This is a genomic window from Aquabacter sp. DMC10, assembly GCF_056314145.1.
Map to the genome: position 1 here is coordinate 1 of NZ_JBQUYX010000011.1, position 14051 is coordinate 14051.

Genomic DNA, 14051 nt, shown 5'->3' on the forward strand with positions numbered 1-14051 from the left:
TCCATGCTTCGAAGGAAACCGACATGCCCCGATTTTGCATCCCACCAATACTGTGCAGGGACCGGACGGATACCCACGACCGCACGAGGGCAGGATAAAAGCGCGCACATTGCGCGACGGTCGGGGTGTTGTTTCTGCAGCCTTTTTCTGTGTCCCCGGCACCTTGCAGGCCCGAACCACAAGGTTCGCCCGTTCCGCAAGTGGCTGCGTATCCACGATTTCCCGCACATTGCGAGGCTTCGCCATGAGCGATGACCGCGAGTTCCGTGTCCGTCCCGGCCGCATCCGCTCGACCCGCGCCCAGCAGGCGCGCCCCTTCATCGCCCAGGCGCTCGCCGCGGCCCGCAAGGCCGGCGGCGGGGTCTCTCGCGCCGGCAAGATCGCCTCTGGCAACCGCTCGCGTTTCGGCAGCGGGCAGGTCGCCAGCCTTCAGGCCAGCCGCCGGATTACGCCGCGGTCACGCGGCGCCGTGGTGAAGGCCCGCGTCGTCCGACACACGGCCCGCGCGGGCTCGCTTGGCCAGCACCTCACCTATCTCCGCCGCGAGGGGGTGACCCGCGACGGCGAGAAGGCGCGGATGTTTGGTCCCGAGATCGAGAGTGTGGATGTCGACGCCTTCACCGAGCGCTGCCGCGAGGACCGGCACCATTTCCGCTTCATCGTCTCGCCTGACGACGCGTTGGAGATGGAGGACCTGCGGGCCTTCACCCGTGACCTCGCCCGGCAGATGGAAAAGGACCTCGGCACCGGTCTCGACTGGGTCGCCGTCGATCACTGGAACACCGAGCATCCCCATGTGCATCTGATCGTGCGCGGCCGCCGCGACGATGGCCAGGATCTCGTGATCTCCCGCGACTACATCAAGGAGGGCGTGCGCGATCGCGCCCGCGACCTGATCACCCAGGAACTCGGCCCGCGCACCGAGCTCGATATCCGCCGGAGTTTGGAGCGTCAGATCGAGGCAGAGCGCTGGACCGAGCTGGACCGCCAACTCGTGCGCGAGACCCGCGAGAGCGGCATCATCGACATGGCGCCGGTGACCGGCCGGCAGCCGGACGACCATCATGCGCTGAGGATCGGCCGCCTTCGCAAACTCGAGACGCTCGGCCTCGCCAGTGAGATCGGCAACGCGCAATGGGTGATGGAGCCGGAGGCGGAATCAACCCTGCGCGCGCTCGGTGAGCGTGGCGATATCATCAAGCGCATGCACCGCGCCCTGACCGAACGCGGGATCGAGCGCGGCACGGCCAGCTATGTCCTCGCCTCCGAGAGCCTCGAAGTGCCGGTCATCGGCCGGCTGGTCGCGCGCGGCCTCGATGATGAACTCCACGGCTCCGCCTATGCCATCGTCGATGGGGTGGACGGGCGTTCCCATCATATCCGGTTGCCCGATCTCGATGCCGCTGGCGATGGCGCGCCTGGCTCCATCGTCGAGCTGCGGACCTTCGATGATGCGCACGGCAAGCGACGTGTCGCACTCGCCGTGCGCTCCGATCTGGACCTTGCCCATCAGGTCACGGCCACCGGCGCCACCTGGCTCGACCGGCAGGCCATTGCGCGTGACCCCGCAGCTCTGTCGGATGGCGGCTTCGGCGCCGAGGTGAGCCAAGCGCTTGACCGGCGTGCTGAGCATCTCATCCGCGAGGGGCTGGCCGAACGACAGGGACGGCGCGTCGTCTTCGCCCGCAATCTCATCGACACGCTCCGCCGCCGGGAACTGGAGGCCGTCGGCGCGAAGCTCGCCGCCGAGACCGGCCTGCCGGTCAACAAGGCCGGCACCGGCGAGTATGTCGCCGGCACGTATCGCCAGCGCCTTGTGCTCGCGTCCGGCCGCTTCGCCATGCTCGATGACGGGCTCGGCTTCCAACTCGTGCCCTGGTCGCCCTCGCTGGAGCGCCAGCTCGGCAAGCATGTCTCCGGCGTCGCCCGTGACGATGGTGGCGTCGACTGGAGCTTCGGCCGCAAGCGCGACCTCGGCCTCTGACCGCAGAGAAGGATCATCACCATGTCGGCGACGAAAATCCTCTGGGGGCAGATCCTCACCGTGCTGCTGATCGTGCTGGCGGCGATCTGGGGCGCTACACAATATGTGGCCTGGAGCCTCGGCTTTCAGACTCAGCTGGGCGCGCGGTGGTTCGAGTGGCTCGGGTTGCCGATCTACTATCCGCCGGCCTTCTTCTGGTGGTGGTACTTTTTCGATGCCTATGCGCCGGAGGTGTTCTTCCGGGGGGCGCTGATCGCCGCCTCTGGCGGCTTCCTCTCCATCGCCGTCGCCATCACCCTGTCGGTCTGGCGGGCGCGCGAAGCCTCAAAGGTCGAGACCTATGGTTCGGCGCGCTGGGCCGAAAAGGAGGAGGTCCGCGCCGCCGGCCTCCTCGGTTCCGATGGTGTCGTGCTCGGTCGGTATGAACGGGACTATCTGCGCCATGACGGGCCCGAGCATGTGCTGTGCTTCGCGCCGACCCGGTCCGGCAAGGGGGTCGGCCTGGTGGTGCCCTCGCTGCTGACCTGGCCCGGATCAGCCATCGTCCATGACATCAAGGGCGAGAACTGGCAGCTCACCGCCGGCTTCCGCGCCCGGCATGGCCGCGTGCTGCTGTTCGATCCGACCAACGCCAAGTCCGCCGCCTACAACCCTCTGCTGGAGGTGCGTCGCGGCGAGTGGGAAGTGCGTGACGTCCAGAACATCGCCGACATTCTCGTCGACCCCGAAGGCTCGCTGGAAAAGCGAAACCATTGGGAGAAGACCAGCCACGCGCTGCTCGTCGGAGCCATCCTTCACGTGCTCTATGCCGAAAAGGACAAGACGCTCGCCGGCGTCGCCGCCTTCCTCTCCGATCCGAAGCGGCCGATCGAGACCACGCTCGACGCCATGATGAAGACCGCCCATCTGGGCGAGGCGGGCCCGCACCCCGTCATCGCAAGCGCTGCCCGCGAACTGCTGAACAAATCCGACAATGAACGCTCGGGCGTGCTCTCCACCGCCATGTCGTTCCTCGGCCTCTACCGCGATCCGGTGATCGCCGAGGTGACGCGGCGTTGCGACTGGCGCATCGCCGATATTGTCGGCGGCAAGGCTCCCTCGACCCTCTATCTCGTGGTGCCGCCCTCCGACATCAATCGCACCAAGCCGCTGATCCGCCTCCTCCTCAACCAGATCGGCCGGCGTCTGACCGAGGACCTGCAGGCGAAGGGCGGACGCCATCGGCTGCTGCTCATGCTCGACGAGTTCCCCGCGCTCGGCCGGCTCGATTTCTTTGAATCGGCGCTCGCCTTCATGGCCGGCTATGGCCTGAAAGCCTTCCTCATCGCCCAGTCGCTGAACCAGATTGAGAAGGCTTATGGGCCGAACAACTCGATCCTCGACAATTGCCATGTCCGTGTGAGCTTCGCGACCAATGACGAGCGCACCGCCAAGCGCGTCTCCGATGCGCTCGGCACCGCCACTGAGATGAAGGCGATGAAGAACTACGCCGGCCATCGGCTCTCGCCCTGGCTCGGTCACCTCATGGTGTCGCGCTCGGAAACCGCCCGCCCGCTGCTCACCCCCGGCGAGGTCATGCAGCTACCGCCCACGGACGAGATCGTCATGGTCGCCGGCACCCCGCCGATCCGCGCGAAGAAGGCCCGCTACTATGAGGATGCGCGCTTCCGGGACCGGCTCCTGCCGCCGCCAACGCCCTCTCATGGCCCGACCGTCCAACACGATGACTGGACCGCGCTGCCGTTGCCAAGGCCACAGGAGGGCACAGGCGGGAGCACCGCGGACAAAGGTCGAGACGATGACCCGACCGGGTCGGAGCACCGGCATCAGCCCGAGCTCAGCCGCGTGAAGCCGGTCGAGAAAAGCCAGCTCATCGAGAATGAGTTCGAGTTCGATCTGGATCGCGACGACGAGATGGAGGACGTCGCCACCCGAAACCGGCGCATGACCGGCCTCATGCAAGGCGTCGCCCGACAGGTCAGCCTCAATCCCAATGACGGCATGGAGCTGTGATCGCCATGGCAGGCCGCACGAAGAAAGCGCAGATCTCCGTCTATCTCGAGCCCGACATCATGGACCTGCTGGCCCACTACGCCGCCCAGCGCGACCAGTCCATGTCCCTGATCGCCCAAGCCGCAATCGCCTCCTTCCTGTCGCCCGACAGTGCTGAGCGCCACGAGGCCGTGCTTGCCCGGCGCCTCAGCCAGATCGATCGCCGCCTTGCGCGGCTGGAGCGGGATCTCGGAATTTCGACCGAGGCTTTCGCCACCTTCATCCGCTTCTGGCTCGCCACCACCCCCGCGCTGCCCGAGCCGGCCGCCCAGGCCGCCCGCGCCAAGCTCTCCGAGCGCTACACAGCCTACACCCGCGCGCTTGGCAGGCGCCTCGCCAAGGGGCCGCAGCTGCGGCAGGAGATCGGGGAGGATGTTTCTCAACTGGAGGGTGACGGAGGCCGCCGGTCGTGACGCATTCTCGGGCTTTGAGTACGTCTGCTTGTGACGAACGGACCGAGCCAAGTCGCCGAATGGGTCCGAAACCTCAGAGTTAAAACGGCCCGAAGCTGTTTGAACATGGAGGGGTTCATCGCGCACATCGGATCGCTCAGGGATTCAATGTGATGGCATCCGGCTTTAGGCTAGAAAGAACCGTGCCGAGCGCCGCGGTGTGGAGTGGTGCAGAGGAGTGCGTGACACGGTGTCCCCCGAAGGCCACATCCTCATCGTTGACGACGATGCCGAAATCCGGCGTCTCGCCGGCAAGTTCCTGCGCGAGCACGGGCACAAGGTCACGGCCGCGCAAGGCGCCCGCGAAATGCGGGAGACAATGGCTGCCGGCACGGTGGACCTCGTCATTCTCGACATCATGCTGCCGGGGGTGAGTGGGCTCGATCTGTGCCGGGACATCCGCCGCACCTCCAATGTGCCCATCATCATGCTGACCGCCCGCGGCAGCGATGTGGACCGGATCGTCGGCCTGGAGCTGGGTGCCGACGATTACCTGGCCAAGCCCTTCAACCCGCGCGAGCTGCTCGCCCGCATTCATGCTGTGCTGCGGCGGACCCGGCTGTCCGACCCCGCCGCTGCCAGCGGCGGCACCCGCCTGACGTTTTCCGGGTGGACGCTCGACACCCGGCGGCGGGAGCTCACCAACCCGGAAGGCGCCATCGTCGATCTTTCCACCGGCGAATATGATCTGCTGCTGACCTTCCTGGAGCATCCCCAGCGCGTGCTCACGCGCGACCATCTGATGGACGCCGCGAAGAACCGCATCGCCACCGGCTTCGACCGGGCGATCGATATCCAGGTGAGCCGGCTGCGCAGGAAGCTCGATTCGAGCGGCGGGCCGGAGATGGTGAAGACAGTGCGTGGGACCGGCTATTTCTTCGTCCCGGAGGTGGCGCGCTCATGATCCGCGCCATCGACAGCCTCGCTCTGCGGACCGCAGTCGTGGCCGTGCTCGGAATCGTCGTGGTCCATGTGCTGAGCCTGTGGACCTACGAACATGCCATGGAGCGCGAGCGCCATGCGGCACATGCCGTCCGCCTCGCCGACCAGATCGTGGCGCTGCGCCGGTCACTCGCCGCCGCACCTGCGGAGCGTCGGGAGGAGGTGGCCCATGCCCTGTCGGGGGGCGCCATCGATGCCCATTGGGGCCGCGAGGCCATGGCCGCGACGGGGCCCCACGCCGACGAGTCCGCCCAGCGCCTCGCCGCCGAGGTTCGCGCGCTCGCACCGGACCTTGCCGCAGCGGACATTCTGGTTGGCGCCGGGCCCGATCCGCACCTCAGCCTCGTGGCCGTGCGCCTGCCCGACGGGAGCTGGCTGAATGTGCGCATGTTTGCCTCCGTGCCGCAGACCGCCGGGGGGCACGGCTCCCTGCTCTCCACCACGCTGATGGCGGCGGGGGTGCTGCTCCTGTCCCTCGCCATCGCCGCATGGCTCACGCGGCCTTTGCGGGCCATGGCGCGCACCGTCGCGGCCCTGCCGCCGGATGCGGCGCGCATTCACCTGCCCGAGACGGGGCCGAAGGAGGTGCGGGAACTGGCCCATGCCTTCAACGGCATGCAGGCGCGCATCGCTGGGTTGGTCGAGCGGCGCACCCAGGCCCTCGCGGCGGTCTCCCACGACCTGCGCACGCCCATGACGCGCCTGCGCTTCCGCCTCGAGGATGTGAGCGACCCGGCGCTGCGCGACGCCATCGCCGGGGATGTCGCGGAGATGGAGCAGATGGTCGAGGCCACGCTCTCCTACCTGCGCGGCGAGGCGAGCGAGGAGCCGGTGCGGCCGCTCGATCTCGTGGCTTTGGTGGAAACCATCGTGGACGACGCGCGGGACCGGGGCCTGCGGGCCGATCTTTCGGCGCCGCCGCGCCTCGTCGTCGCGGGACGGCTCGTCAGCCTGAAGCGAATGGTGGGCAATCTGGTGGACAACGCGCTCGCCTATGGCGGCTCCGCGCATGTGTCCATCATGGACGAGGAAGCGGATGCCGTCCTGACGGTGCGGGACGAGGGACCGGGGATTCCAGTGGACCAATTCGCCGCCGTGCTAGAGCCCTTCGTGCGGCTTGAGGCGTCGCGCAGCCGCGCTACTGGAGGCGTCGGGCTCGGCCTCACTATCGCCAGCGCGGTTGCCGAGGCCCACGGCGGCGCGCTGACCCTCGCCAACGCCCCCGGCGGCGGCCTCGTCGCCACGGTGCGCCTGACCAAGGATCCGGGCTGAAACAAACTGATACAGAAGCGATACGCGGCGTGACGCGCCGCACGCTATCGCTCTCCCGTACCGGAATCACCAGCGGACGGGTTGAGGCATGGGTCGCCATTTCTTGCGGAAAGCCGTCTGCGGCCTATGCTGGCTTCTCGCCGGCGCGGCGCTGTCCGGTCCCGCTGCGACCCACGAAGGCCACGACCACGGCGCGCCCCCGCCGCCCCCGGTGACGACGCTCGCCCCCCGCGCTGAGGCGGCCTCGGCCGATTTCGAGCTGGTGGCGGTGCTGCGCGACGGTACCCTTACCATCCACCTCGACAGCTTCGCCGACAACGCCCCGATGGAAGGCGCCGCCATCGAGGTGGACACGCCCGAGGGCTCGCAGGCCGCGAAGCCCGCCGGGCCGGGCACCTATGTGCTGCCGGTTCCCTTCGCCGCCAAGCCGGGCGCGCACGACCTCGCCTTCACCGTCACCGCCGGCGACACGGTGGACGTTCTCGCCGCCACCTTGACCATACCAGCCGCTCCAACATCGTCCGAGACGCAAGCGCCGGCGGTGCTGGCGCAGCTCGGCGGGCTGCGAGCGGACCTCCTCGCGGGCATTCTGGCGGGCCTCCTCGTCGGCTTCCTCGCCGGGGCGCTGGTCATGTCCCGGCGTCGGGCGGGCGCGCTCCTCATCCTCGGATCGCTCGGCGTCGCTCTGGCCGGTGCCCCGCAGGGGGCATGGGCGGCGGACACGCAGCCGCCCGCTCGGCAGCCCCCCGCCCGCGATGCCGCCCAGCGCCTTCCTGACGGCTCGGTGATCGTGCCCAAGCCGACCCAGCGCATCCTTGGCGTGCGCACCCTCGTGACTGCTGCCGGCACCTTTGCCGGCATGGTCGAGCTACCCGGCCGCGTGGTGCCGGACGCCAATGCGAGCGGCCTCGTCCAAACCGCGGTGGGTGGACGCCTTGCGCCGCCAGAGGGCGGCTTCAAGCCGCTCGGAACCAAGGTCGCGGCGGGCGAAATCCTCGCCTACGTGCATCCGCCCATCGGTGCCTCCGACCTCAAGGACCTGGAGCAGCAGGGCTACGAGCTGGACCAGCAGATCGCCATCATGAAACGGCGCTACGAGCGGCTCTCGGCCATTCCCAACGCCGTCACCCGCCGCGAGGTGGAGGAAGCGGAGATCGAGCTGAAGGGGCTCCAGACCCGCCGCGCCAGGCTGGAACGGGTGCAGCGCGAGCCGGAGGCCCTGCGCGCGCCGGTGTCCGGCGTCATCGCCGCCGCCGACGCGGTCGCGGGGCAGATGGCCGATCCCAACTCGGTGGTGTTCCGCATCGTCGATCCCGGCCGGCTGTGGGTGGAGGCGCTCGGCTTCTTGCCGGATGCTGGACGCTCCGGTGCCACAGGACGCCTGCCCGACGGGCGAACCGTGGCGCTCACCTTCTTGGGCGCGGGGATATCAGACCGGGCCCAGGCGCTCCCCCTTCTGTTTTCCGTCCCCGCGGACACCGGGGAGCTGCGCCCCGGCCAGTTCCTGACGGTCTTCGCGGAGGCCGGCGCACCGCGCACTGGCATCGCCATCCCCCGGTCAGCGGTGGTGCGCGGGGCGAACGGCCAGCCCATCGTCTATGAGCACGTCAGCGCCGAGCGCTTCATGCCTCGCGAGGTGAAAACGGAGCCGCTTGATGCGTCCCGAGTGTTGGTGCTGGCGGGCCTCGCCCCCGGACGCCGCATCGTGACCGATGGCGCCGAACTCATCGACCAGATCCGCTGAGGCCGGTGATGTTCACGGTCCTCGTCACCCAATCGCTGCGCAACCGCCTGCTGGTGCTGGCGCTGGCACTCGTGCTGGTGGTCTATGGCGCCTATGCGGTCACGCGGCTGCCGGTGGACGTGCTGCCGGACCTCAACCGGCCCACCGTCACCATCATGACCGAGGCGGAAGGCCTCGCCCCGGCGGAGGTGGAGCAACTCGTCACCTTCCCGCTGGAAACGGCCATGAACGGCCTGCCGGGCCTCGTGCGCCTACGCTCGGTGTCCGGTGTCGGTCTCTCCGTGGTCTATGTGGAATTCGACTTCGGCACCGACATCTTCCGCAACCGCCAGCAGATCGCGGAGCGCCTCGCTCTGGTGCGTGACCGGCTGCCGGCGAATGTCTCCCCGCAGATGGGTCCCATCAGCTCCATCATGGGCCAGATCCTGATGTTCGCCGTCACCAGCGACACCGCATCGCCCATGGCGGTGCGGGAGGCGGCGGACTTCGTCATCCGCCCGCGCCTCCTGGCCATCCCCGGCATTGCGCAGGTCATTCCCATGGGCGGGGAGGTGCGGCAGTTCCGCGTCTCGCCGGACGTTTCTGCCATGCGCGCCTACGGCATCACGCTCGACGCGCTGGAAAAGGCGCTCTCCCAGTTCGGGACCAATTCCGGCGGCGGCTTCGCCGACCAGGGCGGCCGGGAATTCCTCATCCGCAACATCGCCCGAACCCTCAGCCTCGATGACCTGAAGACTCTCGTCCTGCCGCGCCCCGCCGGCGGCAATGTCTTCCTCCACCAGATCGCGCAGGTGGATTTCGCCGCTCGCCTGAAGCGCGGCGATGCCGGCTATATGGGGCGGCCTGCCGTGATCCTCTCCTTGGAGAAACAGCCGGAGGCAGACACCCTTGCCCTCACCGGCGCGGTGGAAGAGGCGGTGGCCGACCTCAACCGCACGCTGCCCGACGGCATCCGCATCTCCCCGCCCGTGTTCCGTCAGGCGGACTTCATCGCCGCCTCCATCGGCAATGTGGAGAAGGTGCTGCTGGAAGCCATGGCGGTGGTGGCGGTGGTGCTGTTCCTGTTCCTTCTCAACTGGCGCACAACAGTCATCTCGCTCACCGCCATCCCGGTGTCGATCCTGGCCACCGCCATCGTGTTCCACGCCTTCGGCCTCTCCATCAACACCATGACGCTGGGTGGCCTCGCCATCGCCATCGGCGAATTGGTGGATGACGCGGTGGTGGATGTGGAGAACATCTTCCGCCGACTGCGCGAGAATGCCGCCGCAGCCGTGCCCCGTCCCGTGTTCGATGTGGTGGTGGCGGCGAGCCGGGAGGTGCGCTCCGGCATCGTCTACGCTACCCTCATCATCGTATTGGTGTTCGTGCCACTGTTCGCCCTGCCGGGCATTGAGGGGCGGCTGTTCGCCCCGCTGGGGCAGGCCTATATCGTCTCGATCCTCGCGAGCCTTCTGACCTCCATCACGCTCACGCCGGTGCTCGCCTTCTATCTGCTGCCGGCCCTCAGCCGCCATGCGGAAAGGGACGGCGCGCTGGTGCGGATGCTGAAGGGTGGCTACGCCGCGTTGCTCTCCACCGCCTTCCGCCACCCGCGCCTGGTGATGGGCACGACCGCGCTGCTCTTCGTCGGTGCGCTGGCCGGTGCCGCAAGTCTGCCGCGCGCCTTCCTGCCGCCGTTCAACGAGGGCTCGCTCACCATCTCCATGTCGTTTCGACCCGGCCTCTCGCTGGCCGAGAGCGACCGCATGGGGCTTGTCGCCGAGACGCTGATCCTGGACGTGCCGGAGGTGAAGGCGGTGGGTCGGCGCACCGGCCGGGCGGAGCTGGACGAACATGCGGAGGGCGTGCACGCCTCCGAGATCGAGGTGGACCTCCAGCCCTCCGCCCGCGGCCGGGCCGAGATCACGGCGGATATCCGCGACCGCCTCGCCGTCCTGCCGGCGTCTTTCAATCTGGGTCAGCCCATCTCCCACCGGCTGGACCACATGCTCTCCGGCGTGCGGGCCGAGATCGCCCTGAAGCTGTTCGGCGACGACCTCGACACCTTGCGCGCCACGGCGGAAAGCCTGCGCCAGCGCCTCGGCGCCATTCCCGGCCTCGTCGACCTGCAGGTGGAGCGGCAGGTGCGGGTGCCGGAGGTGACGGTGCGCGTGGATTACGGCCGCGCCGCCCTCCATGGCCTCCAGCCCGCACAGTTGACGGACGCGCTGGCGCGACTCTCCAACGGGCGCGTGGTCTCGACCCTCGTAGATGGCAACCGGCGCTTCGAGCTGGTGGTGCGCCTGCCCGAGGCAACGCGCAGCGCCGAGGGGCTGAGCCGCCTCCTTATCGAGACGCCATCCGGCTGGGTGCCCCTCTCCCAGGTGGCGGACGTGAAGGAGACGGACGGGCCGAACCAGATCCTGCGCGAGGGCGGGCGGCGGCGCATCGTCGTGCTCGCCAACACCTCAGGCGGGCGCGACACGGCGGCCATCATCGCCGACATGCGCCGCGTGATCGCCGCGACGGATTTGCCCTCCGGCATGTCCACGAGCCTCGAAGGCACCTTCGCGGCGCAGGAGGAATCCATGCGCACCATCGGCGCACTCGGCGCGGTGTCGCTGCTCCTGGTCTTCGCCATCCTCTACAGCCGCTACCGCTCGGCACTGTTCGCGCTGGTCATCATGGGCAGCGTGCCGCTGGCCCTCATCGGCGCGGTGGTGGCCCTGTGGCTGGCCGGGCAGCCGCTCTCGGTGGCGAGCATGATCGGCTTCGTGACGTTGACCGGCATCGCCGCGCGTAACGGCATCCTGAAGATCAGCCACACCATCAATCTCGCCATCACCGAAGGCCTGCCGTTCGGTCCCGCGCTGGTGGCGCGAGGGAGCCTTGAGCGGCTGACCCCGGTACTGATGACGGCCGCCTCCGCCGGCATCGCCCTGCTGCCGCTCATGAGCGGCGCCGAGATGCCGGGCAAGGAGATCCTGCACCCGGTGGCCGTCACCATCTTCGGCGGCCTCGTCAGCGTCACGCTGCTCGATGCCGTGCTCACCCCCGTCCTCGTCCTCGCCTACGGCCGCCGCCCGCTGGAGCGGCTCGTGGCGGCGGTGGGCGAGGACGGCCCCAACCCGGCCGCCGCCCGCGCGGATGCCTTTTGATCGGAGCCCGCCATGATCTTCCGCCCCCTTGCGTCGGCCCTCATCGCTCTTCCCCTTCTCGCGACGCCGCTCCTCGCGCACGAGCCCGGCACCGGCGCCAACGGCGGCGTGCGTGTGGACGCCGGGCATTTTCATGCGGAACTGGTGGTCGACGGGACGCCTGCCGTCTCGCTCTATCTCAGCGACGGCTCCGACAAGCCGGTTCCGGCCGACGGCTTCAAGGCCAATGCCATCCTGGTGGTGGACGGCAAGGCCCAACGCTTCCCTCTGACGCCCGCCGGCGGCAGCCGGCTTGCCGGGACCGCCCCGGTCGCCGTGCCCAAGGGCGTGAAGGGCGCCGTCCAGCTCACCGCGCCGGACGGCACAACGACCCAGGCGAAATACTGAACTCAATCCCTGCCTCGCCTCGTCTGCCCGGCGACGCACCCAGGAGGCCGACCATGACCCAACCTAAGCACCTGTCCTCCGTGTCCCGCCGCACCGTCCTCGCGGGTGGCGCCGCCGCCGGCGCGCTTGCCCTCTCCGGCGGGTGGAGCCGCGTCCTCGCCGCCCCGCTCATCACCGTGGAGAGCCTCACAATCGACGTGAACGGCAAGGCGGCCAAGGTCTTCGCCGTCAAGAGCCCGGCGGGCGAAGGCATCTTCGCGCAGGAGGGCGATCGCCTCGCAGGCGCGGTGCTCAATGCCTCGCAGGCGCCGGCGGTGATGCACTGGCACGGCCAGATCTTCGCGCCAGCGGATCAGGACCGCGCCCGCCCCGACGGCGGCGAACTCGCGCCCGGCGGGACGGACCAGGTGGACTTCCTGCTCACGCCCGGCACCCATTGGATGCATTCCCACACGCTGAGCGAACAGCAGTTGCTCGCCGCGCCCCTCGTCACCCGCGAGGCGGATGCCGGGGACGCGCAGGACGTGGTGGTGATGCTGCACGATTTCTCCTTCCGCAGCCCGGAGGAGATTCTCGCCGGCCTCGGTGGCGCGAACGCCCATGGCGACCACGGGGCTCACGGAGCGACCCAGCCCACTCAGGCTGCGGTGGGGATGGCGATGCCGGGAATGGGTCATGCCGGCCACGGCATGGGCGCGATGGGCGGCATGGGCGGCGGAATGATGGGGGCGGGCCAGAACGCGGGCCACATGGGTCACGGCATGGGTGCGGGCATGGGCGCGGGAATGAGCGGCGGCATGATGGCCCACGCCAACGACGTCGATTATGACGCCTTCCTCGCCAACCGCCGCACCCTCGCTGATCCCGAGGTGGTGAAGGTGGAGAAGGGCGGAAAAGTGCGGCTGCGCATCATCAACGGCGGCACCGCCACGGCCTTTTTCATCAGCATGCCCGGTCTGAAGCCGCGATGCGTCGCGGTGGACGGCTCACCCTGCGTTCCGCTGCAGGCGGATACTTTTCCGTTGGCCCAGGGACAGCGCATCGACCTTCTGGTGGATATTCCGGCGAGCGGAGGAGCCTTCCCGGTGCTGGCGCAGGTAGAGGCCTCGGCCCGGCGCACCGGCCTCATCCTGGCCACGGCTGGAGCGTCCGTCTCACGCATCGCCGAGACTGCCGACCGTCCGCAGGGCCTGCTCGACCTCGCGTTCGAAGGGCGCCTTTCCGCCCGGAAGCCGATTGCGCAGCGTAGGGCGGACAAGGTCTTCCCCATCATGCTCGGCGAGGAGGCGGGCTATCGCTGGACCATCAACGGCCACACCTATGGACAGGCAAGCCCCTTCGCCGTCAGTCCCGGCGAGCGGGTGGAGATGACCTTCATGAACCCCACCACCATGAGCCATCCCATGCACCTGCACGGCCACCATTTCCAGGTGGTGGGCATCGGCGGGCGACGGATCGCAGGCGCGGTGCGCGACACGGTGATGGTGCCGCCGCACATGCCCGTCACCATCGCCTTTGACGCCGGGCCGAAGGGCGAATGGTTCCTGCACTGCCACCACCTCTACCACATGGCCACGGGCATGATGGCGGTGGTGAAGATAGCTTGATCCCGCAGAGGAGAGACCGTCATGTACTACGATCAAATGATGGGCGGCGGCATGTGGGGGATGTGGCTCTTCGGCCTCCTCATCCTGGCGCTCGTCGTGCTCGGCATTGCGGCGCTCATGAAATATCTCCGGCGCTGAGGCGGAATACACTGGCAGTCTGACCGTCCACGGATAGGCCTGATCGTGCCTACGGCGCGGCCAAAGATTTTGCGGGTCGGACAGTCAAACAGCCTCGGGCCGTGCTCTGGTCACGACGGTCAATTCCGCCCTGGCTCGGGCCGGTGCACCGCTACGAGGAGCAGGACGCGTAGAAACGGGGCGCAACGGGGTGAGGCGAAGACGTTACAGATTCTGCCGGAGATGGAGTGCGGGCGACTGCTTATAGCCGGCAGGACAATGTCGCAGATTGACCCAAAGCGACCCCTCAACGGCCCTTTCAGAGACGTCCGCTTTGCGCCCCCATTTCAGCCA

Annotated in this window: 9 protein-coding genes; all 9 read left to right on the forward strand. The window is 68.6% G+C overall.

What is annotated here, in order from left to right:
• The first annotated feature begins 244 nt into the window (after positions 1-244).
• The 9 genes from ACT54L_RS23605 to ACT54L_RS23645 all read left to right on the forward strand — a co-directional run bounded on the left by ACT54L_RS23605 (position 245) and on the right by ACT54L_RS23645 (position 13580).
• Positions 245-1984 carry a relaxase/mobilization nuclease domain-containing protein gene (locus ACT54L_RS23605; protein WP_476088109.1) on the forward strand — a complete coding sequence of 580 codons (1740 nt, stop codon included), beginning with the start codon at positions 245-247 and terminating at the stop codon, positions 1982-1984.
• A gap of 21 nt (positions 1985-2005) precedes the next feature.
• Positions 2006-3997: a conjugal transfer protein TraG gene (locus ACT54L_RS23610; protein WP_476088110.1), complete on the forward strand. Its 1992-nt coding sequence runs from the start codon at positions 2006-2008 to the stop codon at positions 3995-3997.
• Between the two features lie 5 nt (positions 3998-4002).
• A complete protein-coding gene (locus ACT54L_RS23615) occupies positions 4003-4449 on the forward strand; it encodes a CopG family transcriptional regulator (RefSeq protein ID WP_476088111.1) in 447 nt (148 codons plus the stop codon).
• A 217-nt stretch (positions 4450-4666) separates the two neighbouring features.
• Positions 4667-5392, forward strand: a complete 726-nt coding sequence (locus ACT54L_RS23620; protein WP_280960270.1) for a response regulator — start codon at positions 4667-4669, stop codon at positions 5390-5392.
• Positions 5389-6702 (forward strand): ATP-binding protein, encoded by a 1314-nt coding sequence (locus tag ACT54L_RS23625; RefSeq protein ID WP_133863540.1) that lies wholly within the window; start codon positions 5389-5391, stop codon positions 6700-6702. The genes ACT54L_RS23620 and ACT54L_RS23625 overlap by 4 nt, the downstream gene beginning before the upstream one ends.
• A gap of 88 nt (positions 6703-6790) precedes the next feature.
• Positions 6791-8446, forward strand: coding sequence for an efflux RND transporter periplasmic adaptor subunit (locus ACT54L_RS23630; protein WP_476088112.1), 1656 nt, complete (start codon positions 6791-6793; stop codon positions 8444-8446).
• 8 nt (positions 8447-8454) lie between these two features.
• A complete protein-coding gene (locus tag ACT54L_RS23635; RefSeq protein ID WP_476088113.1) occupies positions 8455-11586 on the forward strand; it encodes an efflux RND transporter permease subunit in 3132 nt (1043 codons plus the stop codon).
• Between the two features lie 12 nt (positions 11587-11598).
• Complete coding sequence (locus ACT54L_RS23640) at positions 11599-11973, forward strand: hypothetical protein (protein ID WP_133863543.1); 375 nt, start codon at positions 11599-11601, stop codon at positions 11971-11973.
• A gap of 53 nt (positions 11974-12026) precedes the next feature.
• A complete protein-coding gene (locus tag ACT54L_RS23645) occupies positions 12027-13580 on the forward strand; it encodes a multicopper oxidase family protein (protein WP_476088114.1) in 1554 nt (517 codons plus the stop codon).
• The last annotated feature ends 471 nt before the right edge of the window (positions 13581-14051 follow it).